Annotated in this window: 21 protein-coding genes and 1 pseudogene; 4 read left to right on the plus strand and 18 right to left on the minus strand. The window is 65.2% G+C overall.

What is annotated here, in order from left to right:
• Nucleotides 1–70 precede the first annotated feature (70 nt).
• The 5 genes from folK to J7360_RS03485 form a co-directional block, all read right to left on the minus strand.
• Nucleotides 71–586: a 2-amino-4-hydroxy-6-hydroxymethyldihydropteridine diphosphokinase gene (folK, locus tag J7360_RS03465; RefSeq protein ID WP_057662542.1), complete on the minus strand. Its 516-nt coding sequence runs from the start codon at nucleotides 584–586 to the stop codon at nucleotides 71–73.
• Between the two features lie 92 nt (nucleotides 587–678).
• Nucleotides 679–2,181: a response regulator gene (locus J7360_RS03470; RefSeq protein ID WP_209033262.1), complete on the minus strand. Its 1,503-nt coding sequence runs from the start codon at nucleotides 2,179–2,181 to the stop codon at nucleotides 679–681.
• Between the two features lie 3 nt (nucleotides 2,182–2,184).
• Nucleotides 2,185–2,625: a response regulator gene (locus tag J7360_RS03475; protein WP_057662547.1), complete on the minus strand. Its 441-nt coding sequence runs from the start codon at nucleotides 2,623–2,625 to the stop codon at nucleotides 2,185–2,187.
• A complete protein-coding gene (locus J7360_RS03480; RefSeq protein WP_209033264.1) occupies nucleotides 2,622–4,433 on the minus strand; it encodes an ATP-binding protein in 1,812 nt (603 codons plus the stop codon). Before J7360_RS03480 ends, J7360_RS03475 begins: the two co-directional genes overlap by 4 nt.
• 282 nt (nucleotides 4,434–4,715) lie before the next feature.
• Entirely contained in the window at nucleotides 4,716–5,087 is a 372-nt protein-coding gene (locus tag J7360_RS03485; protein WP_008572114.1) for a BON domain-containing protein, read from the minus strand.
• A gap of 150 nt (nucleotides 5,088–5,237) precedes the next feature.
• Here J7360_RS03485 and J7360_RS03490 point away from each other — a divergent pair, with 150 nt between their 5' ends.
• Nucleotides 5,238–6,293: an oxidoreductase gene (locus tag J7360_RS03490; protein WP_057662552.1), complete on the plus strand. Its 1,056-nt coding sequence runs from the start codon at nucleotides 5,238–5,240 to the stop codon at nucleotides 6,291–6,293.
• A 71-nt stretch (nucleotides 6,294–6,364) separates the two neighbouring features.
• Here the strand turns inward: J7360_RS03490 and gnd are convergent, their stop codons facing one another.
• The 8 genes from gnd to J7360_RS03530 all read right to left on the minus strand — a co-directional run bounded on the left by gnd (nucleotide 6,365) and on the right by J7360_RS03530 (nucleotide 14,951).
• Nucleotides 6,365–7,306 carry a phosphogluconate dehydrogenase (NAD(+)-dependent, decarboxylating) gene (gene gnd / locus J7360_RS03495; RefSeq protein WP_057662731.1) on the minus strand — a complete coding sequence of 314 codons (942 nt, stop codon included), beginning with the start codon at nucleotides 7,304–7,306 and terminating at the stop codon, nucleotides 6,365–6,367.
• Between the two features lie 20 nt (nucleotides 7,307–7,326).
• The gene (locus tag J7360_RS03500; protein WP_057662728.1) at nucleotides 7,327–8,670 is read right to left on the minus strand and encodes a hypothetical protein; all 1,344 of its coding nucleotides are present in this window, start codon (nucleotides 8,668–8,670) and stop codon (nucleotides 7,327–7,329) included.
• A 162-nt stretch (nucleotides 8,671–8,832) separates the two neighbouring features.
• On the minus strand, nucleotides 8,833–9,213 hold the full coding sequence (locus J7360_RS03505; protein ID WP_005911143.1) for a glycine zipper 2TM domain-containing protein: 381 nt from the start codon (nucleotides 9,211–9,213) through the stop codon (nucleotides 8,833–8,835).
• A gap of 124 nt (nucleotides 9,214–9,337) precedes the next feature.
• Nucleotides 9,338–10,117, minus strand: coding sequence for a DUF2242 domain-containing protein (locus J7360_RS03510; RefSeq protein ID WP_057662725.1), 780 nt, complete (start codon nucleotides 10,115–10,117; stop codon nucleotides 9,338–9,340).
• Between the two features lie 74 nt (nucleotides 10,118–10,191).
• Complete coding sequence (locus J7360_RS03515) at nucleotides 10,192–11,256, minus strand: DNA methyltransferase (protein WP_209033266.1); 1,065 nt, start codon at nucleotides 11,254–11,256, stop codon at nucleotides 10,192–10,194.
• Nucleotides 11,249–12,349, minus strand: coding sequence for a hypothetical protein (locus J7360_RS03520; RefSeq protein ID WP_057662717.1), 1,101 nt, complete (start codon nucleotides 12,347–12,349; stop codon nucleotides 11,249–11,251). Before J7360_RS03520 ends, J7360_RS03515 begins: the two co-directional genes overlap by 8 nt.
• 22 nt (nucleotides 12,350–12,371) lie before the next feature.
• Nucleotides 12,372–13,775: a nicotinate phosphoribosyltransferase gene (locus J7360_RS03525; protein WP_057662714.1), complete on the minus strand. Its 1,404-nt coding sequence runs from the start codon at nucleotides 13,773–13,775 to the stop codon at nucleotides 12,372–12,374.
• A gap of 120 nt (nucleotides 13,776–13,895) precedes the next feature.
• Nucleotides 13,896–14,951: a bifunctional nicotinamide-nucleotide adenylyltransferase/Nudix hydroxylase gene (locus J7360_RS03530; protein ID WP_007968536.1), complete on the minus strand. Its 1,056-nt coding sequence runs from the start codon at nucleotides 14,949–14,951 to the stop codon at nucleotides 13,896–13,898.
• A gap of 182 nt (nucleotides 14,952–15,133) precedes the next feature.
• On the opposite strand from J7360_RS03530, the pseudogene J7360_RS03535 reads away from it, so the two are divergent.
• Nucleotides 15,134–15,997 (plus strand): annotated as a pseudogene (locus tag J7360_RS03535) (endonuclease/exonuclease/phosphatase family protein).
• A gap of 84 nt (nucleotides 15,998–16,081) precedes the next feature.
• Here J7360_RS03535 and J7360_RS03540 read toward each other — a convergent pair.
• Nucleotides 16,082–16,996 carry a LysR substrate-binding domain-containing protein gene (locus tag J7360_RS03540; RefSeq protein ID WP_176215054.1) on the minus strand — a complete coding sequence of 305 codons (915 nt, stop codon included), beginning with the start codon at nucleotides 16,994–16,996 and terminating at the stop codon, nucleotides 16,082–16,084.
• Between the two features lie 81 nt (nucleotides 16,997–17,077).
• Between J7360_RS03540 and J7360_RS03545 the strand changes: the two genes are divergently transcribed.
• The gene (locus J7360_RS03545) at nucleotides 17,078–17,821 is read left to right on the plus strand and encodes a sulfite exporter TauE/SafE family protein (protein ID WP_057662733.1); all 744 of its coding nucleotides are present in this window, start codon (nucleotides 17,078–17,080) and stop codon (nucleotides 17,819–17,821) included.
• A gap of 84 nt (nucleotides 17,822–17,905) precedes the next feature.
• Here J7360_RS03545 and J7360_RS03550 read toward each other — a convergent pair whose 3' ends face one another.
• The 4 genes from J7360_RS03550 to J7360_RS03565 all read right to left on the minus strand — a co-directional run bounded on the left by J7360_RS03550 (nucleotide 17,906) and on the right by J7360_RS03565 (nucleotide 22,459).
• A complete protein-coding gene (locus J7360_RS03550) occupies nucleotides 17,906–20,065 on the minus strand; it encodes a carboxy terminal-processing peptidase (protein ID WP_173361965.1) in 2,160 nt (719 codons plus the stop codon).
• 400 nt (nucleotides 20,066–20,465) lie between these two features.
• Entirely contained in the window at nucleotides 20,466–21,479 is a 1,014-nt protein-coding gene (gene lipA, locus J7360_RS03555) for a lipoyl synthase (protein ID WP_007968529.1), read from the minus strand.
• A 15-nt stretch (nucleotides 21,480–21,494) separates the two neighbouring features.
• Nucleotides 21,495–22,193: a lipoyl(octanoyl) transferase LipB gene (lipB, locus tag J7360_RS03560; protein ID WP_057662710.1), complete on the minus strand. Its 699-nt coding sequence runs from the start codon at nucleotides 22,191–22,193 to the stop codon at nucleotides 21,495–21,497.
• On the minus strand, nucleotides 22,181–22,459 hold the full coding sequence (locus J7360_RS03565; protein WP_209033268.1) for a DUF493 family protein: 279 nt from the start codon (nucleotides 22,457–22,459) through the stop codon (nucleotides 22,181–22,183). Before J7360_RS03565 ends, lipB begins: the two co-directional genes overlap by 13 nt.
• A 268-nt stretch (nucleotides 22,460–22,727) precedes the next feature.
• On the opposite strand from J7360_RS03565, the gene J7360_RS03570 reads away from it, so the two are divergent.
• Nucleotides 22,728–23,789: a lipid A deacylase LpxR family protein gene (locus J7360_RS03570; protein ID WP_057662708.1), complete on the plus strand. Its 1,062-nt coding sequence runs from the start codon at nucleotides 22,728–22,730 to the stop codon at nucleotides 23,787–23,789.
• The last annotated feature ends 38 nt before the right edge of the window (nucleotides 23,790–23,827 follow it).

Raw genomic sequence — 23,827 nt, forward strand, 5'->3', positions numbered from 1 at the left:
GACAGTCCGCACGCCGTGGCGCTATTTGCATGCTTGCTCGGCCGCGTTCAACCGCGCTGCCAGAGCAGCGCTATTGCGTGACGCTCAACTCCGGCGCAGCTGCATCCAGCTCCACCGTGGCAAACGCGCTGCCGTACTGCGGATGCGCCTGCCACAGGGTTGCCAATGTCTGCCCGCTCAGCGGGTCGATGAAGTCCGGCGCGATGTCGGCCAGCGGCTTGAGCACGAATGCGTGTTTGAGCTCGGGCCGCGGGATGCGCAGATGCCCGGGGCCTTCGACGATACGGTCGCCGAAGAACACCACGTCCAGATCCAGGGTGCGGTCGCTGAAACGCGGGCCGCTGCGATCGCGCCCATGCGCATCTTCCAGCGCATGCAGCCAGTGATCCAGCGCGTCCAGATCCAGATCGGTCTGCAATACCACTGCGTTGTTGACGAAGTCCGGCCCATCGAAGCCCACCGCGGGCGTGCGGTACGCGGGTGACACGACAATCTGGCCGAAGCGCGCGCGCAGGGCGGCGACAGCCAAGCGCAGGTAGTGGGTCGGCTGGACGTTGCTGCCGAGGCTGAGAAGCACGGTGGTCATACGTTATTCGCGCATGCGGCCGGCGTGGACGTCAACTGTTGCAATCGCGTTGCACCCGTCGACGCAGGCGCCGGGTGCGCGCAAACGTGGTCTCAGGCCACTTCCAGCGCATGCGAAACGGCGCGGAACACCCGTCGCATTTCCAGCGGCTTGCGCAGTACGTGCACCGGCAGATCCGACGGGAAATGCGCACGTTGCAGCGGCGCACCGACATCTTCCAGCACGATCGCCGGGCCCTGGTACCCCAGCTCCTGCATGCTCAGCAGCACGCTCACTGCCGAGAGCAGGATGATGTCGCTGTCGATGATCACCAGATCCGGCATCGCGTGCTGCTGCACCAGTTGCAGCGCCGCGGCGCCATCGCTGGCCAGCTGCGGCTGATAGCCCTGGCTGGACAGTGCATTGCCCAGCAGCGATAGGCGCGTGGCCTCGCCATCCACCAGCAAAATGCGCTGCCCATGGCCAAGCGGCAGCGGCAGTTCGGCTTCGGTCACCGCCGTCGACACCGCACGCATCGGCACGATCATGTCAAAGCGCGTCCCTTCGCCCAGCCGGCTATCGACCACGATGCTTCCGCCATAGCTTTCGATGATGCGCTTGCACGAAATCAGTCCCAACCCGGTGCCATCGGCCTTGGTGGTAAAGAAAGGGCTGAACAGGCGCGCGCGGGTTTCATCGCTCATGCCCAAGCCGGTGTCGGCCACGCTCATGCGCACGCGCGAGGCATCATAGCGGTCGGCTGCCAGGATCAGTCTGCCGCCCTCGGGCATCGCCTGGATCGCATTCAAGCCAAGGTTGAGCAGGCATTGCTGCAATTCGGTGTAGTTGGCCTCGATGGTCAGATCCGCAGCGATGGTGTCCATCTGCAGACGAACCCCATCGGGCAGGCTGCTCTTGAGCAGCATCTGCACGGCCTGGAACAGATTGGCGATGGACACCTGCTCGCGGGGCTTGTTGGACCCGCGCACGAACGAGAGCATCGACTCGGCCATCTCATGTCCGCGCCGGCCGCATTCGGCCACCACGTTGGCCAGCTGACGCAGCTGCGGATCGTCGGTGCGCCCGGCCAGCAGGTCGGGCACGATCAACAACGGTTGCAGGATATTGCGCAGGTCGTGACTCAAACCGGCCGCCAGCATCGCCAGGCTTTCCAGACGCTGTGCGCGCATCAGCTCGCTTTCCACGCGTTGGCGTTCCAGATCCGCACGCGCCTCGCGGATCGCGCGGATCACCGCGCTCGGCAAGCGCGTCGGGTTGTGCTTGATGATGTAGTCGTTGGCGCCATCCTGCAGCGCCTTGACCGCGGTCTCCTCACCCATGGTGCCGGAGACGAAGATGAAGGGTGTGGCACCGTTCTGGCGCACCAGGCGCAGCGCCTGGTGGCCGGAAAAGCCCGGCATGCTCAGGTCCGACAGCACGATGTCCGGCTGGAAGTCGTCCAGCGCGGCGCGCAGCGACGGCTCGCTGTCCACGCGCTCGAATGCCGCATCCAGCCCGGCCTCGAGCAACTGATCGGACAACAGCTCGGCGTCTTCCGGTGAATCTTCCACCAGAAGGATCTTCAGCTGCTCCAGGTTGCCACCCTCATGCGGCATGATTCAGTCCAGCTCCGGTGCCTGGTTGATGACCGCCCAGAACGTGCCGAGCGTCTTGACCGCATTGAAGAACTGATCCGCATCCACCGGCTTGACCACATAGGCATTCACGCCCAGGTCCCAGCTACGGGCCAGATCGCTTTCTTCGCGCGAGGACGACAGGATCACCACCGGCAGGCGCTTGAGCGTCTCGTCGCTGCGCACCTGCTTGAGCACTTCCAGCCCGTCCAGGCGCGGCATCTTGATGTCCAGCAGCAGCACGGCCGGCAGGCCCTCCTCGCGGTCGGCGAACATGCCACGGCGCAGCAGGTAGTCCATGGCTTCCACGCCGTCTTCGACGTGCACGATGGGGTTGGCAAGGCGGGCTTCGCGCAAGGCGTCGACCGCCATCTCCGCATCGGCCGGGCTGTCTTCTGCCAGAAGAATGGTACGGATGGCGGTCATGCAGTGAACTCTTGGTTGGGCGCTTCAAGCGCAGGAGGTAACACGAAATAAAACGTGGCGCCCTCGTCGACGACGCCTTCGGCCCACACCCGGCCGCCGTGACGGGTCAACACGCGCCGCACGCTGGCCAGGCCGATGCCGGTCCCAGCGTATTCGCTGGCCTTGTGCAAACGTTGGAACACACCGAACAATTTTCCGCTGTATTCCATATCGAAACCGGCACCGTTGTCGCGCACGCTGAACTGGTGGCCGCCATCGGACATCGGCGTGTAGCTGACCTCGATTTTGGCCACCTCGCGCTTGGCGCTGTACTTGACCGCATTGCCAAGCAGGTTCATCCACAGCTGGCGCATCATGTTTTCGTCGGCAACCAGCACCGGCAGTGGTGCGATATGCCATTCCACCCGGTGGCCGGTGTTCTCGCTCTGCACGTTGGAATCCAGAATCGCACGCGTTTCGGCCACCAGCGATTGCATGTCCACCGCCTGCAGGCGCAGCGCACCGCGGCCCAGGCGCGAATACACCAGCAGATCGTCGATCAGCGAGGCCATGCGCCGCGCCGAACTGCTGATCACTTCCATGTAATGGCGCGACTTCTCGTCGGCCGTATCGCCCAGATGACGCGCCAGCTTGTCGGAGAATCCGGCCACATGCCGCAACGGTGCGCGCAGATCGTGCGAGACCGAATAGCTGAAGGCTTCCAGCTCGCGGTTGACTTCCGAGACCTGCTCCACCTTGCCTTCCATCTGCCGGTTGAGCTCATGGATACGCAACTGCGCGGCCTTCTGCAGGCTGATGTCGCTCACCGTCATCAGCACCACGTCTTCGTCGGTGGTGTCGGGCAGCGGCATGCGGCGTGCATTGATCAACATGGTGCGCAGCACGCCGTCGGCGGCGCGCTGCTCGTGTTCGTAATCCCACAACTCGCGTCCACGCAACAACACGTCCGCCAGACGCTGGTGGATCTGCGCATCGCGCCAGACGCCCCCGCCCACATCCTCCAGCGCCATCAACTCGTTGCCGCGCTCTTCCAGGCCATACAGGTCGGCGAAGGCAGGGTTATGCAACACGATGCGCTGGCTGGCATCCAGCAGCACGATCGGCTCGCGCACGGTTTGCAGCACCGAGCTGGCGCGGCCATTGGCGCGCAGGTATTCCTGCTCGGCCGCCAACCGGCGGCGGATCTGCCGCTGCAGCAGCCAGGTCACCGTGCCCAGCAACAGCAACTGCACCGCCAGCGCTGCCCAGCTCAACACCGCGTAATGCATGCGCTCGGTTTCGGCGCGCGCATTGCGCAGCGCCAGCAGACGGCCTTCGGCGCTTTGCAGGTCATCGATCAGCACACGGATCGGGTTGTTCAGGGTCATGTCGTTGATCAGCGCGCGGATTTGCTCCGGCGCGGTGGTCACCGCAATGCGCTCGGCCAATAGCAGACGCCGTTCGATGGTGCTCTGGATGCGCCCCATGCGTACTTGCTGGGCGGGGTTGTCCTTGGTCAGAAAAATCAGCCGCTGCACCGCGGCCTGGGCCTCGCTACGCCCGCGCCGCATCCGTTCCAGCAGTGCCGGGCGCTCGACCCCATGCGAGCGCATCAGCGCTGCCGATTCGGCATTGCGCATTGCCGCTTCCAACCGTTGCGCGTTTTCCAGCACCTGCTGGCTATGCGAGACCCAGGTCGCGGCCTGGTTGGCGTTGCGGGCCATCTGCTGCAGCAACAACGAGGGAACCACCACAATCAGGAACACGGCAACCGCCAATAGAGGCAGGCGCCAGCGATCCCTTTTGTCTGCCTGGACCGTTGTTTGCATTGCTGGACCGAATTCGCTCGCTGCAGGGGCCAAGGACTGACCGGCATTGTCTCCGATCACGCAGCTTGCCAGATTAATGATTCAGAGAAATCATGTCAGTCTGTGACATAGCTGAATGGGCATAGCATACGTGTAGCACGCGTGAAAACGGCGCGAGCGCGTTGCCGGCCATCGGCACGCCGGACGGTTCTTCAAAAAACGAAAAAGGCGCACTCCGTGGAGTGCGCCTGGTGCTCGGGTCGCCGCCTCGCCTCAGCGGCCCGGCATTCGCAGCAGCTGCGCTTACTTCTTCGCAGCGGTGACCTTCAGGCCGGTCGACTTGACGCTCTTGACGCCCTCGATGCCCTTGGCAACGGCAACGGCCTTGTCGTGCTCGGCCTGGGTGGCGACCGCACCGGTCAGGGTCACGATGCCGTTCTTGGTCTCGACCTTCACGTCGGTACCGGAGACGTTGTCGGTGGCCAGCAGGTCGGCCTTGACCTTGGTGGTGATCCAGGTGTCGGTGACCGGCTTCTTGGACTCGTTCATGCCGGCAGCATGATCCTTGTGGTCGGCATGTTCCTGCGGTGCCGCGAATGCCTGCGACGCGCCGAGGGTCAGACCGAGCGACAGCGACAGCGCCAGCAACTTGCGTGCATGCGTCATGTTCTTCATACCAAGCACCTCCTGTTGAATGTGGGCGCAGCTTGCGGTGGCGCTCGTCGAGCAGACGTGACCGTTGCATGCAGAGGTTGTGAACCCTGCGCACACGCGCAGGTGCAATACCATGCCGGCTCCCTCCGTCGTTGCGATGAACCGTTTTCAATGCCTAAACTGTTCAATCTGGCCGTTGTCGGCTATGGCTATGTCGGCCGCACCTTTCATGCACCGCTGATCGCAAGCACCCCCGGCCTGCAGCTGCACAGCGTGGTGTCTTCCAAGCCGCAACAGCCACAGGCCGATTTCCCCGGCCTCACCGTGGTGGCCGACCTCGACAGTGCGCTGGCCGATCCCGCACTGGATGCCGTAGTGCTGGCTACCCCGAACCACACCCATGCGCCCTTCGCGCTGAAGGCCCTGGCCGCCGGCAAGCATGTGCTGGTGGACAAGCCGTTTGCGCTGGATGCGACGCAGGCACAACAGATGGTCGATGCCGCCAACGCCGCGGGACGCATCGTCAGCGTGTTCCAGAATCGCCGCTGGGATGCGGACTTTCTCACCGTGCGCCGGCTGATCGAAGAAGGCCAGCTGGGCGAGGTGGTGGAATTTCATTCGCACTTCGACCGCTATCGCCCGCAGGTACGTGACCGTTGGCGCGAGAGCGATAGCCCCGGTGCCGGACTGTGGTACGACCTGGGCCCGCATCTGCTCGATCAGGCGATGCAGTTGTTCGGTATGCCGCAGGGCATTGGCGCGGATCTGCAACGTCAGCGCGACCATGCACGCAGCGTCGATTATTTCCATGTCACCCTGCACTACCCCCGGCTGCGCGTGATTCTGCACGCCGGGTCGCTGGTGGCCGATGGGAGCCTGCGCTTTGCCGTGCACGGCACGCGCGGCAGTTACCTCAAGCATGGCCTGGATACGCAGGAAGACCAGCTGCGCGCCGGCCGTCGCCCCGGCACGGTCGGTTGGGGCGTGGACCCCGTACCAGGCACGCTCACCCGCGTCGACGACGAAGGCCGCGTCCACACCCATCAGCCCGACAACCTGCCGGGCGACTATCGGCAGTGCTACGCCGCCTTTCGCGACGCACTGGCAGGCACCGGCCCGGCGCCGGTCAGCAGCACCGATGCAGTGCAGCTGATGCAGCTGGTGGACCTCGCGCAACGCAGCGCTGCGGACGGCCGAGTGCAGTGGCTGGATGCCTCACGCGGCTGATCGCGACCGGCTCTGTACTTCCAACAGTGCGCGCCGCGATGACGGCGCGCACCGTCATCGCATCCCAGCCCTTACGCGTCCTTGCTACCGATCGTCGGCGCTGCCGAGGTCGTGGTCATCACCGCGTGGCCGCCGAACTGGTTGCGCATCGCCGCGAGCAGTTTGTCGGTAAACGAATCCTTGTCGCGCGAGCGCAGCCGCTCCATCAGCGACAACGTGATGACCGGTGCCGAGACTTCCAGATCGATCGCTTCGGCAACCGTCCAGCGGCCTTCGCCAGAATCGGCCACGAACGGCGCGATGCCGGCCATGGTCGGGTTATGCGTCAACGCATCGGCCGTCAGATCCAGCAACCACGAACGCACCACGCTGCCATCGCGCCAGATTTCGGCAACCTGGTGCAGATCCAGCGCAAAATCGGCCTTGTGCTGCATCAGCGCGAAGCCTTCCGCATAGGCCTGCATCATTCCGTATTCGATGCCGTTGTGGACCATCTTGGTGAAGTGGCCGGCACCGCTCGGGCCAACCCGTCCCCAGCCCTTGTCCGGCGCCGGCGCGAGCGTTGCCAGGATCGGATGCAACGCAGTCACCGCCGCTTCGTCGCCTCCCACCATCAAGCTATAGCCTTCCTGCAGACCCCAGATGCCACCGCTGGTGCCGCAGTCGACAAACGCGATGCCGCTGGCCTGCAGCAATGCCGCACGCCGCTGCGAATCCTTGTAGTACGAATTGCCGCCATCGATGACGATGTCGCCGACCTGCAGCAAGGGCAGCAGCTGCGCCAGCGTGTCATCGACGATCTTGCCGGCCGGCACCATCAACCACACCACGCGCGGGCTCGGCAGTGCGGACACCAGCGCTGCCAGCGCATCGGCCGTGACGATGCCCTTGGCTTGCGCGCTGGTGCGCGCGTTCGCGCCCGGATCGTAGCCATGCACGCGATGCCCACCATTGACCAAGCGCTCGGCCATGTTGGCGCCCATGCGGCCCAGTCCCACCATACCCAGTTCCATAATCGCTCCTCATGATCTGATCAGTGCAGGGTGCCACGCTCGGCGTACGCCGGCGTGGCGGAATTCTCAATGGATTGTTCCGCGACGGTGGCGGCGCTGCACTGCTGCAGCTGCCAGTCGATCCACCGCCAGTACAAGGTGGTGCGCAAATTGTGCAACGTCAGATCGATGGCGTACGGCGTGCGCGGATTACGGTCGAGCAGGCGTGCCACGTGGTAGCCGATCGGCTTGGTGCCTTTGGGATGCACATAGACCAGAAAGCCTTGGTAGAACGGGTCATCCAGCAGCGTCTGCAGCTGCTGCAGCTGTGCCTGCTGGTCTGGGTCGAGCGTGGCGCGCAACGCTGCATCGCGCTCGTAAAGCAGGCGCTCGAAGCGGCGCTTGCCAGGCCCGCGCAACTGTTTGGCCAACTCCCAGATCTGCCGGTTGCGCGCGTCGTAGTACGCAAAGCCACCATGCTGCGCCAGCGCCTGCGCGGCTGCATCGCTGACATCCACCACCACGAAGTTTTCGGCCTGATTGTGGATGTCGTCCAGGTAGGACTTATCGAACACATGTGCGATGAAGCCTGGTGCGCCGACGAACGCCTGCCGCCCGAGCTGTGAGGTTTTCACCGCCTTGCCGTCGGCGAAGAATTCGCCGGCATGCGCACCGAGCAGGATGCTGTCGGTGTTATGCAAGGTCAGGAACGTGCCGATCGACACTTCGCCAGGCGTAAATACCTCATCGAACCCGCCATCGCCGAATAGCTCGCGCTGGGTAGCGAGCTGAGCCACCTGTCGGCCTACGCCGCACTCGGAACGCACCTGGCCACGGTAGAACGCATCCAACGCCTGCGCATTGCTGCCGCGCGGCTGATACCCGCGACCGAAACTGCGAAAACCGCTCCAGCCCTGCGCGGCTGCGCCACGCCAGCCGAATCCGACCCAGCCCAGCTGCAGCGCCGAGAAGCGGTAGCGCGGGTTGTTCTGCAAGTGCGTTACCGCGCGGAGGGTGGCCGCACCGAGTTCGAACGCATAGGCGCAGTGCGTGGCTGCGTCGTCCAGCACGGCGGTGAGCGCTGCGCCGCGCTGTTGCGCGTCCCAATCGGCCGGAAGCGTCAGCTGTAGGTCGCCGGCGGACTGCGCCTGCGCAAGCGTGCCGCGCGTGCAAGGTGCGCCGCGCTGGACCAACGGCGCGCTCACCGCGGCGCGATGGATGGTCCATCCCAGCCGTCGCAGCAGCGCTTCCACGCAATCTGCGCTGGCGGCGTGGGCGGTCTGGCTCGGCGCAGCGTCGGCGACCTGCAGAAGCTGCCCCGCCAACAAGCCACTTGCACATGCCAGCGCAGCAAGTCGGCGCAGGCGCGCATGCCGCGGCCGCATCGGCGCCGCTGGTGAGCGCGATGACGCACTGTGCTGCGCGCGCACAACACTCATTGATGGCATAGGCAATGAATCGTCCGCACGACGCCGCTCTCAAACGTAGAAAGCCCCGGCATGGCCGGGGCTCACAGGATTCAATTCAGACCAACCACTGCACCGGACTCAGCGACGTTCGCAGACGCGCTCGACTTGGCGATTGCCGTTGGCCTGCTGACGATTGCCCTGGATGGTACGTCCTGCCGCACCGCCCGCCACGGCGCCTGCCACGGTCGCCAGCTTCTTGCCGTTACCGCCGCCAACCTGGTTGCCCAGCAGGCCACCGATTGCAGCGCCGGCCAGCGTCCCGCCGATGCGGTTCGGGTCGGTCGAGTTCTTTTGCACTTCGACATTGCGGCAGCGCACGCGGGTGCCGTCATTGAACCTGCGACCTTCGTCCGCTTCGGTATAACGCTGCTGATGCGAATAATTTTGAGCCTGTGCGAAGGTGCTCGTCGCCATCAGGCCGATCAGGGACATACCCAGCAGGGAAGTGCGCATCTTCATCGTTGTTCTCCACGTTTCTCGCCCGCTCGGCGAGACATGGGCGCACTCTGGCCGCTGGCTCGAGAACACAACGTGAAGCGCACGCCTGGCTATTCAGGCTTTGTAGCGAAGCGTGAACACGCCATCACGGCTGCGTGGCGGGCTCGGTTTGCGGCACCTTCGCCGGTGTCGGTGGGGGGTCTTGCGCTTCGACCGGCAATGGCGCAACCGGCGGCTGCGCGACCGCTGTGGGAGCGGCTGCAGCGGGCGCAGGCGATGCGGGCGTCGACGCGTTCGCTGCAGGCGTTGCGGAAACTGCGGCTGTCGGCGCTGGTGTGGCCGCATGTGCAGGTGCGGGCGCAGGCGCTGCACTCACCGCAGCAGGTACTGCTTCGGTGACCTTGGGGAGATACGAATTCAGGCGTTCGAAAAAGCGCTTGTAGAACGCCGCATCCTGCACCGTGGTACTGGATACGCGCACCAGCGAATCGCCGCTGCTGCCGACCGGCAACGACAACGAGCCCAGCACGCCTACGCCCACGCTGGCCGAGGTGGAGCTCTTCTTCAGTGCGTAACGGTCCTGCAACGCACTGACGAATACCTGCGCCTTGCCGCCGTCCTGGCTGGCGCAGGAAATGCGCAGATTGAGTTGTTCGCTCTGGTCGGCTTCCTTGAGCTGGAAGTTCTTGCTGCCTTCCACCGCGGCGGCATCTGCGCGCGTGACGGCGTAGCCCTGGCTCAACAGCACACGCCGCGCCGCCTCGCAGGCTTGCGGTGAACTGGCCGCCACGCTGCGCGAATAGGTGTCGTCGGAATTGAACGACTCGCGCATCAGCATCGTGTCGCCCTTGCTGCCGCCGCAGCCAGCCAGGGTTGCCAGCGCGCCAAGCAGTGCGCCGCGCGCGATCAGGGAAGAACAAGACATAGGGAGATTCCGGCATCCAAAACCGGCACAGAGCATAGCGGCAACCCATGTGCGCGCGGCGTCGCGTTGCCGGGTCAGGGCAACGGCGGTTCATCCACTGGCAATTGCAGGTCTATCTGCAGGCGGCGGCCATCGGCACCGATGCGCTCGGCGCGCAGGTAATGGTGCGCACGCACCACCGCCAGTGCCACCGGCGCACGGCACGGTTCGCCCCACAGGCTCAACGCGAAGCCCTGTTGCTGCAGCCAGAGGGTAAGGCGGTCCCACAGCGCTTGTTCGCCACGCAGCATCAGGTCCAGATCGGCCGGGCCGTCGGGCACCAGGGTCGGCGACGCCAGCCAGCGCGCGTAGCTGCCATGCTCCACCACTGGCAGGCCCTGTGCCTGCACCGCCTGCAACAATTGCGCGGCCTGCTGCAGATCCAGCCGGGCACGACAATGCTGAAAGATCAGCGCGTATTCGTGGCTGCGATTGCTCTGTGCGTCGGCATGCGCCAGCGCGGCGGCCGGACGCCGATAGCACAGCACCCGCTCCTCGCGCAGGGTGAACAGGCTGGCCAGGATGCGGCCCAGATCCCAGGCCTGCGCGATCACGCGGCCGCCGACCACCACGTTCTGCACCATCGCCACGCCCACGCCGTCGGGCCGCATCTGCTTGCGCAGCGCATGGAAGACCGCACGCATGCCGGTCAGATAGCTGGCGTAATCGCTGCTCGCGTAAAGCTGCCCAGGCAGCACGTCGCCACGCCAGTGGCAGCCGAAATACGGCACGTTGGTCAGACACAGGTCGATCGGCCCCGCCGGCGCGGTGACGGCCAGGCTGCCGACCACCACCGGCGCCTCCACCGCATACCGCTGCAGACGCGCACGTGCCAACTGCGCGCGTGCCGGATCGATTTCCATGCCATGCGCGTTGCGGCCTTCCAGCGCGGCCGCCAGCAAGCTGCTGCCAAAGCCACAGAACGGGTCGAACACCTGCTCGCCCGGCCGGCTGAAATGGCGCACAAACGGGCGCATCTGATTGACCCAGCCACAATCGCGCCCGCCAAGCGGGTCGGACGCGCGCAGATCGTCTGGCAGCGCCCAGGCGGCATCGTCCGGGGCCGGCGTCCACCAGCTGCGCTGATCGAACTCATCCATCGGTGGGTTCCCACAACACATCGGCATCCGGGTCCCAGCCCGCACAGAGACGGCCGTTGGCGAAGAACACCAGCTTGTACAGATCGCCGGTCGCGTGACGCGCATGCATCGCGGCGTAGTCGGCGCTTTCGAAGACCACCTGCAGGCCCGTCTGATCGCGCAGCCGCACATTCCAGAAGTAATAGCCTTCGGTCAGGCCATCGGGTTGCCAGCGCGACCACCAGGGCTGCTGCATGCACTCGGCCAGCAAGGTGTCCACACCAACACGGTGCTCGCCGATATAGCGCAACGTGCCGTTGCTGCGATAGGCATCGTCCAACCGCGACAATTCTCGAAAGATCACCTGGCTGGCGCCACAGCTGCGCGCCCACGCGATGTACTGCGCAATGGCGTCGGCATTGTCCACGCCACCGCGCTGCACGATGCAGACCAATCGCAGCGGCAGCCGCGCTGCCAGCCGCCGTGCCGTCTGCACGAAGGTCGCCACATCGGCGATGGGCTCATCCGGGCGGAAACGCATGATCGCGTCGTTGCGCTCCTGCAACCGATGGTGACGCGACAGCTCGACCCACGACAGCCCGAAGCCAACCAGCGCATCGATCAGCTGCGCACCGTCCGTACGCGCCAGCCCGGCGCCATTGCTGTACAGCACGCGCTGCTCGATGCGCGGGCCGTTCGACGTGGTTGCCAGCGTCTGCAGCAAGGCTTGCAACCACGCCGCATCGTCGGTCATTTCCAGACCCGACAACGAATACGACAGCGGCACATCGCGCAGCAGCTGCAAGACAGCGCTCAATTGCCGGAAATAGGCAGGCCCAGGTCGCAACGTCGCTGCCGCACGACCGCCGCGGTGCTGCCGCAGATTTTCCGAACAGAACCCGCAGCGCGCCGAACACGGCCGCACCGAGGCATACGGGGGAAAGGTGATCGGCAGCGCCGCGCGATACGTGCGCGCGCCGATGCGCAGCGTATGCCAGCGACTGGCCTCGTCCTGCAGCGGCACGCGCCGCTGCAGGTGGGGTGCTGCGGCGCGCAGACGCGCCAACAGCGCCGAAGCAGGCAACAAGGAGATGTCGTCGATGGAAGCGTGCATGGCGAGCCCTGCGCGCCGCGCGTCAGCGACGTGCGGCATTGGCACGCGCGCGCACCTGCTCCAGCGTCCACTCCTGTTGCGACACGCCGTTTTCCCACACCGTGACCAGCGCGTCTTCGCTGTCCGCGTAGGTGTCGACCTCATCGAGCAACGCGCTGCGGTAGCTGCCATCGTGGCGATCGCGCAGCAAGGTCAGGCGACCGCGCTTGCTCTGCTTGCCCTGGTCGGTGATCGGGTCCTTGTAGACATCGACCCACTGTCCGTCCACGCGCACCGCCGAGCACTTCAACGCAAACTTCTGCGTGTCGCGGTCCACCTTCTGCAGCAACGCACCGCCCATCCCGAAGGCGACATTGTCGGCGGCATAGCCGGCGGCGGTGATGCGTTCCAGGATCGCGCGCAGCGAGGTCGGGTTGATGCCATCACCCTGGATCACCCGCACATGGTTGAGCACCTTGTAGCCCTTGCCATTGAGCTGATGGCCGAACGCTTCGTCCAGCAACCGCAGGCACTGCTCGACCACGTCCACCGGGTCGCCCGAATCCGGACGAATCACCACCGTCGCGCCGGAGGCGATCACTTCCTCGCGCAAGGTGGTACCCCAATGTTCGGAAATGGCACGGTAGATGTCGTAGCTGTCCGACACCACCGCCACGATCGAACCGGGGCGCGCGAACTGCCTCATCATGTTGCGATACGCATCCACCTCACGCTCGCGCCCCCAGCTGGTGATGGTGCTGTGCTCGGCAGCGGGAATCGAATACCCGGCCACCGGCGTGTGGTAATGCGCACGCGCCAGCAGCAATGCCGACAAGGTGTCGGTGCCGAGAAAGTTCACCAGATGCGCGGCACCGCCCAACGCGGCCGAGCCAAGACTGGACACGCCACGCGCGCCAAAATCGTGCAGTTTGAAAGGCAGCTGCCCTTCCGGATCGTCGCTGGTGCGCTCCAGGTAGTCGCGCACGATCTGCTTCACCTGCCAGCTCACCGTGGCCACCGTCACCGGGTACCACACGCGCAGCAACAAGGTTTCCAGATACGACGGCACCCAGAACGCCTTGGCGTCGGTGGACTCGATGGTCATCAGCACGTTGTGCGTTGGCACCACGGCGCCCTCGGGCACCGCGCGGATGCGGATCGGTAACTGCCCGCCAAGCCGGTCCACGATATCGCGCCAGCCGGCTTCGTTGAACGGCTCGCCATGCGCAGCCAGCAAGTCTCTCGCATCGTCGATGTCGGCGTGCGTCACCGGCCGGTTGATCGCGTCCTTCAGGAGCGACTGCAGACCGAAAAACACGGTCTGCTCGTAGAGCCCACCGCGCGATTCGACATAGAAAAACGAGGCATCGGTACCGGGCGGATATTGCAGCCAGTGGCTGGCCTTGTAGCTATCGGTGTTGAGCAGCAGGTTATCGAGGTAATGCATGACGGAAGCTCCTTCGCGTCGAGTGAACCGGCGGTCTGTCCGCCGGCGGGAGGTCACGGTTCAAGCGGTCACGGCATGTGCGCCCTGGTGGTATTGCGGCAGCACGTCGTCGTCTGCGCGTCAGCCACGGCCCAGGAAGAATTCAAGAATGTGCAGGTGGTCTTCGTACAGGCGCGGGCCCATCGCCATCACTTCGGCGATCGGAATCCAGCGTGCCTTGTCGGCATCGTCGCCGCCGCGCACCGCAGGCAACTCCCCGGCCGGAAACTCGAAATGGAATGCATGGGTAATGGTGCGTCCGCGCTGACTGCGCTCGGGATGATCGAAGACCTGCTTGCCACGCAACGAGCCCTTGAGCACCGGCACCGGCAACTTGAGCCGGGTTTCCTCGCGCAACTCGCGCAGGCAGCAATCCAGCAGCCCTTCCTCCTGGCCGACGAAACCGCCGGGCAACGCCCACAATCCCTTCCCCGGTTCGGCGCGACGCCGCACCAGCAGCACATGGCCCGAATGCACCACCACCGCATCGGTGGTCACGAATGTCGGCGGATATGGCGCGTCTTTCCACGCGGCGCGGTATTGCTCGATGAAACGGTATTCGGCCACCAGTTGCGCGTAGCTGGGCGAGTTGCGCCGGAAGGCCTCCAGCATGTCGTAGACGGGCGCCGGCACATTGCCACGCAACATCAACAGCCCGCCGTGGAAACCGATGTCGCCGGCTTCGAACAGATAGCGGCGCAATTCGGTGGCCGACAGCGTTGCGGTGTGTTGCACGTCCTCCAGCGGCCACTGCGGAAACTCACGCAGGTAGTAGCTGCTGGCATCCTTGTCCATGCCGATCAGGCCGATCTTCGCATCCAGCGTGCCGCCATCGGCTTGCACCGCTTCGGCAACCTGCCGCTGCACTTCGGCGATCCACAGGCTTTCGTTGTACAGATGGTCGCGTAGCGGGCGCACGAGCAAGCGCGCGTTCTCGCCCGGCAGCGCAGATTCGATCATCACCGCACGTTCGGCGACGGTCCAAGGGTTGCGAATGGTGCGGGGCGTGTCGGCCGAGCCGATCAGCACGATGAGCTTTTTCGCCTTGCCCAGCGCGTGGCGGGCGACGGCGGCGTGGCCGTTATGAAAGGGCTCGAAACGCCCGATAAACACGAGATAGTCGTACGGTGTTGCCATGAGAATCCCTCACGGTTGAGTGGTGAGCTGGCGGTCTGTCCGCCGGCTTGGTGAAATGCTACGCCGATGCACGACGGCGTCAAGCGGCCGATTTCCTCTGCATCGGCGATCGTCGCCGTGACGCAGCGGTCATCATCTCTGGCTAGACTCGGCGCTCTTGCTTCTTCAAGGAATTTCCCTGCATGCCACGCTCCATCGCGCAGGTGCTGCGCTGCCTTCTGGCAATCGGTGCACTGTTGTGCATCGCCTTACCCGCGCTGGCTGGCACGCCGGCTGCGCCACTGCGGGTCATGTCGTTCAACGTGCGCGTGCCGGCCGATACCGATGGCGACAAACGCTGGCAGGTGCGTCGCGCTGCCATGGTCGCCTTGATCAAACAGACGCATCCCGATGTGTTCGGCACCCAGGAACTGGTGAGCGAACAGGCGGCCTTTCTGGCCGAACAGTTGCCCGACTACCGCTGGTTCGGCCAGGGCCGGCGCGGCGATGACAGCGACGAGCACATGGGCGTGTTCTAGGACGCGCGCGTCCTGGAGGTGGTGGAGTCGGGCAACTTCTGGCTGTCCGACACGCCCGAACGCGCCGGCAGCATCACCTGGGGCAATGTACTGCCACGCATGGCCACGTGGGCGCTGTTCGAGCGCCGCAGCGACAAACGCCGCTTTTACCTGTTCAACACGCACTTTCCGTATCGCGATGAGGACGAGCCCGCCCGCGAGCGCAGCGCGCGCCTGATCCTGTCGCGCATCGCGCAATTGCCTGCCACTATCCCGGTGGTGCTGACCGGCGACTTCAACAGCGATCCGGACAAGATCACCTACCCCACGCTGACCGCAGTGCTTCGCGATGCGCGTGCACAGGCCAGCAAGCGCAGCGGGCCGGAAAATACCTTCCAGGATTTCACCACGCACCCGACCCGGCGCATCGACTGGATCCTGTATCGCGGATTGCGTCCTTCCCGCTTTGCGACCCTGGACGATCGTCCCGGCGGCATTCTGCCGTCGGACCATTATCCGGTGATGGCCGAGTTCGACTGGCCACGCTGATAACACGGACGCGCAAGAGCCGTTGGCCGGCAGCGAGGCGCGTGCCGGCTGTGACACGGCCACCCGATGCCCGCAGCGCTGCGGTCATCGGGCCGGATGAATGCCGGCATGCGTGGCGCTGGCCTGCAGCCATTCCAGCAAGGCCTGCAGGGTGACCGAGGGGGCGTCGCGCCAGATGATGGACAGCTCGCGCCGCGCCCAGGTTTCCTCCAGCGGCACCGCCGTCAGTTGCTGCCTGACACTGGAGCACGCCAGCGCCGCGTGCGGCACGATGGCCACGCCCACGCCGCGTGCCAGCATGCGGCACAGCGTTTCGAGACCCGGCACGCGCGCACGGATGCGCAGCTGTACGCCGGCCCGGGCCAGATGAGTCCGCAGGTGGCGCTGCAAGGCGTTGTCGGCCGATAACGCCAGCAACTGCATCGGCGCGATATCGGCCAGACGCAGGCTGCCTGCGCCGGCAAGCGGATGGCTGGCGGCCACCGCGACCACCAGGCGATCCTGTCGGAACGGACGCCGTTGCAGGCCGGTGAAGTTGGCATGCCCGGCCACCACGGCAAGGTCGGCACGTTCATCGCGCACGGCATCGGCAGCCTCCTCGCTGCCCCATTCGGCCAGGGTCAGGTCCACCCGCGGATGGGCCAGCAAAAAATCCGCAACGCACTCGGGTAGCCATTCGGAGAGTGCGGCGGTGTTCGCAGCCAATCGCAGAGTGACCTGTCCACCGGGTCCGTAATCGCCAAGCTCGCTGCGCATGGCCTGTTCCTGGCGTGCCAATGCCCGTGCATGCCGCAGCAGGACCTGGCCGGCGGCGGTGAGCGTCACGCCTCGCCGACCACGCTCGAACAGGGCCGCGCCGATCTGCAGCTCCAGCGCGCGAATACGCGCACTGGTGGCCGCCAGCGACAGCGCCACGCGGTCGGCGCCGGCAGTGATGCTGCCGGTGTCGGCCACCGCAACAAAGATCCGCAAGTCGGTGAATTCCACCTGCATCTGCACCTCCAGCCTTCGGCGTGGCCGAAGTCTGCCTCAAACAAAGACAGCTTGCCGGACACCGCTGCCGCACCGATCCTGCTGCCCATGAATGAAGACGTGTCGCAACTGGTCATGGTTGCCGCTGTGTTCCTGCTGGCCGGCGCGGTCAAAGGCGTCGCCGGCATGGGGCTGCCAACCGTGGCAATGGGACTGCTGGGGCTGTGGCTGCCGCCCAGCCAGGCCGCCGCGCTGCTGGTGCTGCCTTCGTTGGTGACGAATCTGCAGCAGGCCTGGGGGCCAGCTGCGACCGAGCTGTTGCGGCGTCTGTGGCCGGTGCTGGCCATGGTGGTGGCGGGCACCTGGTTGAGCGCCGGGTTGATGATTGGCGGTCATCCGCGTCACCTGCGCGGCGCGCTTGGGGTCCTGCTGGTCGCCTATGCCCTGCTTGGGCTTGCCCGCCGACAATGGACCCTGCCGCCACGTCACGAGCGCTGGGGCAGCCCGCTGATCGGCCTGGTCGGTGGCCTGCTCAATGGCGCCACCGGCGTGCTGGTCCTCCCGGTGGTGCCCTACCTCTCTGCGCTGGGCCTGCCACGCGACCTGCTGATCCGCGCACTGGCCGCGTGCTTCGGCACGGCAACGCTTGCACTGGCGACGGCGCTGGTCTGGCATGGTGGAATGCCGCTCTCGGCCGGCCTGCCATCGCTGCTGGCGCTGCTGCCCACCGCAGTGGGAGTGTGGGCCGGCACGAAGGTGCGACGCCGCATCTCTCCCGAGGTATTCCGCCGGATATTTTTCGGCACCTTGCTGCTGCTCGGCCTGCAGGCCTGCTGGCAGGCGATCGGCTGAGACGCTGCCAGCGGCAACGCTATTGGCTAAATGAAAACGCCACCGGCAAGCGGTGGCGTCCATGCATTGAATCGGCAGCGTGGCTCAGTCTGCCCAACGTCCCGGGGAGGTCGACTTCGGCAGCACCTGCGCCGACAACGGCTTGTCCTGCGACAGCAAGCCCAGCGCATCGGCCAGGATGGCCGCCGATTCATGCAGCAGTGGATCCGGGCGCTTTTCGGCCGCCTTTTCGCGTGCAGTGTCCTTGACGATGTCGCGCTCGTTACCGGTCAGGCCATCGTCGCTGTCTTCGGCAAGCGGATCCAGCGGCAGGCCGAGTTGCTTGCGAATCTGCTGGCGATCCTTGCGCTGCTGATCCTGCTTCTGTCGCTCGGCAACGCGCTCGGCCTCATTCAACGAAATGTACTTCTTGGCCTTTTCGTCGCGGAACTGCTTGACGTCCTCTTCCCACCACTGGAATTCCTTGTCGGTGGCAATCCGCGCAGTGTGCAGGGCCTGCAACTTGGGCAGCAATGCTGCGAAGTTGCCGTACTGGGTATGCGGGGCAGCGGCGATACGCGTCCACGGCAACGCATTGTCGTAGGTGCTCTCACCGAACTCTGTGGCATCCACGCTGGCCGGGAAGGCGATATCCGGCACCACACCCTTGTGCTGGGTGCTGGAGCCGCTGACGCGGAAGAACTGCGCGATCGTCAGCTTGACCTGCCCATACCGCTGCCCTTCGGCAGCAGGCCAGCGATCCAGGTCGACGATGTTCTGCACGGTGCCCTTGCCGAAGCTGGTTTCGCCGATCACCAGACCACGACCGTAATCCTGGATCGCACCGGCAAAGATTTCCGATGCCGACGCCGAGCCGCGGTTGATCAACACAGCCAGCGGGCCGTCCCAGGCGACCTTGGGGTCGCTGTCGCCATTGACGGTGACGCGGCCGCCGGATTCGCGGACCTGCACGACCGGCCCCTGCTCGATGAACAAGCCGGTCAGTTCGATCGCCTCGTCGAGCGAACCACCGCCGTTATTGCGCAGGTCAAGCACCACGCCATCGACCTTGTCGGTCTTGAAGCCGGCCAGCAGCTTGGCGACGTCGCGCGTGGCCGAGGCGTAGTCGGTTGCATTGCGACGGCGGCCTTCGAAATCCTGATAGAAGCCCGGCAGCTTGATGATGCCGATGCGGCGCTGCGGCTCGCTGCCGGTGGCCGGCAAGGTGATGGTTTCGCCCTTGGCAGCCTGCTCGGCCAGGCGCACCTTCTGACGGGTCAGGGTCACCGTGCGGTGCTTGCCATCGATGCCCGACTCGGCCGGGATGTACTCCAGGCGCACCTGGGTATCCTTGCTGCCGCGGATCTTGGCCACCACGTCGTCGATGCGCCAGCCAATCACATCTTCGATCGCGCCACTCTTGGCCTGTCCAACGCCGACGATGCGGTCGCCCGGCTTGAGCGTGCCATCCACTGCCGCCGGACCGCCCGGGATCACCTCGCGGATCACCACCATGTCGTCCTGTTTCTGCAGCTGCGCGCCAATGCCTTCCAGCGACAGCGACATCTGCTGGTTGAACGTTTCGGCAGTGCGCGGGGTGAAGTAATCGGTGTGCGGGTCGACGGCGTTGGTATAGGCGTTGACGAAGAACTGGAACACGTCTTCGCCCTTGAGCTGCTTGACCGAATCGGCCAGTGCCACATACCGCTTATCCAGCGTCTTGCGGATGTCGTCGGGCTTCTTGCCGGCCAGTTTCAGGCGCAGCCAATCGTTCATCACCGACTGGCGCCACAGCACGTCCAACTGCTTGTCGTCTGCAGCCCACGGCACGTCCTTGCGGTCGTACTCGAACTTGTCGTTCCCGCTGAAATCGAAGTCCTGCTTGAGCAGGTCGCGCGCATACTTGACGCGTTGATCGACGCGCTTCTTGTAGACCGAGAACACCTGGAACGCCGGCTCCAGGTTGCCGCCGCGCAACGCGTCGCCAACACCGGCCTGGAGGGGTGCGAAGCTGTCGATATCGGCCTGGGTGAAGAACTGTTTGCCGCCATCCAGCGTTTCCAGATAGCGCTTGAACACGTCCTTGGACATCGCCTCGTCCAGCGTGCGCGGCCGGTAGGCATAGCGGCTGTCGGAGAGCAGGCCATACACGAGTTTGGTGGCCGTCGCCTGATCGGGCGTGGCAGCGGCCGGCAGCGCAGTATCGGCGCGTGCGAGCAAAGCCATCGGAGTGGTCAACACCAGCGCCAGCAGGCCGGCCTTCATGCACGAAGAAACGTTGTAGGTCATCGAATGGCTCTCGGCACGGGGCCGACGAAAGAGAGGCGGTGAACGGATCAGACAGCATGACAGTGCCGAAAGTTGCTGGCGTTGTCATCCGCTGGCTGAATCAGCCTAGCGCCGGGCCCGTAGCGGATTGTGAACGAGACCGTACCTTGCGGCTGCACGCCGCACGGCCAGAGACGACGACAGCCCCGCGCGATGCACGGGGCTGTCGTCGATTGGCATTGCGATGTGGCCGGCCGAAGAACGTCGCGACTGTCGAGTCAGCGGTCCACTCGCAATACGCGAGGCCGTCCGGCATTGAGCGCACCAGCATCGCGGTGTTGCTGCCAGCACCGATCGCCCACCCGCCGCGGCAGTCGTCCGGTCGCCTGTTGCCGACTCAGGCGGCTACGCCGGCGCCTGCAGCCTGACGATCGGCGTGGTACGAGGAACGCACCATCGGGCCGGAGGCAACATGACTGAAGCCCAGCGCATTGCCATAGTCTTCCAGCGCCTTGTATTCCTCCGGCGTCCAGTAACGCATCACCGGATGATGGTGCGGCGTCGGCTGCAGATACTGGCCGATGGTGATCATGTCCACATCGTGCGCGCGCAGGTCGCGCAGCGTAGCCTGCACCTGGTCCATCGTCTCGCCCAGGCCCAGCATGATGCCGGACTTGGTGGCGATGGACGGATGCTGCGCCTTGAAGCGCTGCAACAGCGTCAGCGACCACTGGTAGTCCGCGCCGGGGCGCACATTCGGGTACAGGTCCGGCACGGTTTCGATGTTGTGGTTGAACACGTCCGGCGGGCTCGATGCCAGGATCTCCAGCGCGCGGTCCATGCGGCCCTTGCCACGGAAATCCGGGGTCAGGATTTCGATACGCGTGTTGGGCGAGCTGGCCCGGATCGCCGAGATGCAGTCGACGAAATGCTGCGCGCCACCGTCGCGCAGGTCGTCGCGATCCACGCTGGTCACCACCACGTATTTCAGGCCCATATCGGCCACAGTGGCGGCCAGGCTGGCCGGCTCGTTCGCGTCGGGCGGCTTGGGCCGGCCATGCGCTACGTCGCAGAACGAGCAGCGCCGGGTGCACACCTCGCCCAAAATCATGAAGGTCGCGGTGCCGTGGCTGAAGCATTCGTGGATATTCGGGCAGCTGGCTTCTTCGCACACCGTGACCAGGCGGTTTTCGCGCAGCTTGGCCTTGAGGTTCTGTACCGCATTGCCGGACGGAATCCGCACCCGGATCCACGACGGTTTCCGCAGCACCGGCGCATCCACAAACTGCACCGGCGAGCGGTTGATCTTGTCGCCACCGATCTGCTTGACGCCGGTCTGCAGCGGCGCAGGCGCGGCAGTGTCGCCGGAGACGACCTGCAAGGGAATGGAACGGGCGATAGGCTGGGTCATGACGATACGGGGCGCTCAGGCCGGAAGCGAAAGGTCGGGCAATGCGGAAGTGGGCTGCAGAACGAGGCCGAACTGGCGCGCCAGCTGGTCGAGCAGCACCGCCTTGACGGCGTCCATCCCGGAGGGGCCGCCCAAGTCTAGCACCGAGGTCACCTGCAGACCCTGGTAGCCACACGGGTTGATGCGGTGGAACGGTTGCAGGTCCATCGCCACGTTGAACGACAACCCATGGAAGGTGCAGCCACGCCGCACGCGGATCCCGAGCGCGGCGATCTTGGCCCCGCCCACATACACGCCAGGAGCACCGTCGCGGCGCTCGGCCACGATGTTCCACTCGTCCAGCGTATCGATCAGCGCCTGTTCGATCTTGCACACGTAATCGCGCACGCCGATCTTCAGCCGGCGCAGGTCCAGCAGCGGGTACACCACCAATTGGCCAGGGCCGTGATACGTAACCTGCCCGCCGCGATCAACCTGCAGCACCGGAATCTCGCCCGGGGCCAGCACGTGTTCGGGTTTGCCGGCCTGGCCCAGCGTAAACACCGGCGCATGCTCGACCACCCAGATCTCATCGACCGTGTACTCTTCGCGCGCATCGGTGAAACGCTGCATTGCACGCCACACAGGCGCGTAGTCTTGCGGGCCGAGGTCGCGTAATTGCGCAGGCAGGCCAGCCATGGAGCTGCTCACAGGCTCGGCCGCTACAGCGTCCACTTCACTTCCGGATGATCGCGCAGCGCCTGATGTGCGGCCTCGAACTGCTCGCGACTTTGGGCACGGAAGCCAATCTTGACCGAGACATACTTTCCGCTGGAAGAATGCTTCCAGCTCACGCTCTCCTGCAGCAGCTCCACGCCGGTGGCGGCAAGCAGGCGCGGAAGCTCGGTTTCCAGCCCACGCTCAGCCGTGCCCATGGCGCTGAGCTCGAAGGTGCCGGGAAACTGAAAGCCGTGATCGGGGCTGTCGGTGCTGATATCCATCCGCCCATTATCGGGCCGGCGATGGGCAAACCCAAGCCTCTGCGACCGATCGACGCGCCTGGCTGGTCTGGAGTGCAACCATGCGAGCTGCACCGAACTTTTAAAAATGTGACGCGATTGCGCTGCTGAACCGAACCCAGCCATGGGTAGTTGGCAGCGCGGTCGCGAGCCGAAGCGGCAGAGGCTGCAGTCGCGACCACACACTTCACACAGCGCAACAGAAGACACAGGCATTTTTCCGATTCCAGCTCCCCTCTCCAGGCCCTCCATGCTCCGACCGCGCGCGTTGTCTGCTGCCTTGCTGCTTTCTCTTTCCGGGCTGTCGCTGCCGGCCCTGGCGGCGGATCAGTGCGATTCCAGCCGCCTTGGGCGCACGCCGCCTGCGGTGAACTTCCGGGTCGATAACGACCTGTTCGGCGGCGAAGATCAGGACCAGGGGTATTCCAACGGTGCGGTGCTGACGCTGGTGTCGCCGAACCTGGTCGATTACACCGACGACCCGTGCCTGCCGCGGACTGCGCGGTGGGTCAACAGCTATCTGGAACGGCTGCACCCGGGCGAATTCGATCAGCAGAACATGGTGTTCTCGCTCGGCCAGGCGATCTTCACCCCGACCGATTACACCCGCCGCGACGTCATCCCGGACGACCGCCCTTATGCGGGCATCCTGCTGGCGAGCTTCGGCTACAACGCGCGTAACGATGCACACCTGCGCACCACGCAGCTGCAGGTCGGCATTGTCGGTCCGTGGGCGCTTGCGAAAGAAGCGCAGGATGCGATCCACGATGCGCTCGGGGACGAGAAATTCCAGGGCTGGGACAACCAGCTGCACAACGAGCCGCTGATCAACCTGGTGCACGAGCGCATGCATCGCTGGCCGGCCGATGCCAGCGGCAATGCCGGTGGATTCGGCTGGGACTTCATTTCGCATTGGGGCGGCGCGGTCGGCAACATGGCCACGCATCTGAATGCCGGCGGCGAGGCCCGCTTTGGCTGGAAACTGCCGGACGACTTCGGCAGCACCCCCACCCGACCCGCGGGCGAAAACACGGCTCCCAGCCGGCTCGGGCGCGCCAGCGGCTGGTCCGGCCACCTGTTCGTCACCACCGACGCGCGCTGGGTGATCCGCGACATCACGCTGGACGGCAACACCTTCCGCAACAGCCACAGCGTGGACAAGCGCCCGTTCGTCGGCGACGTGGGCTACGGCCTGGCGGTGATGTACGGCCGCTGGAAATTCGCCCTTGCCCGCTACCACCGCACCCGCGAATTCGACACCCAGCGCGAAACGCCGGTGTATGGCAGTTTTACGATTAGCCGGATGCTTTGACGGCTGGGATTCGGGATTCGGGATTCGGGATTCGGGAT

This window comes from Xanthomonas sp. D-99 (genome assembly GCF_017746145.1).
In the GTDB taxonomy this organism is placed as follows: domain Bacteria; phylum Pseudomonadota; class Gammaproteobacteria; order Xanthomonadales; family Xanthomonadaceae; genus Xanthomonas; species Xanthomonas cissicola.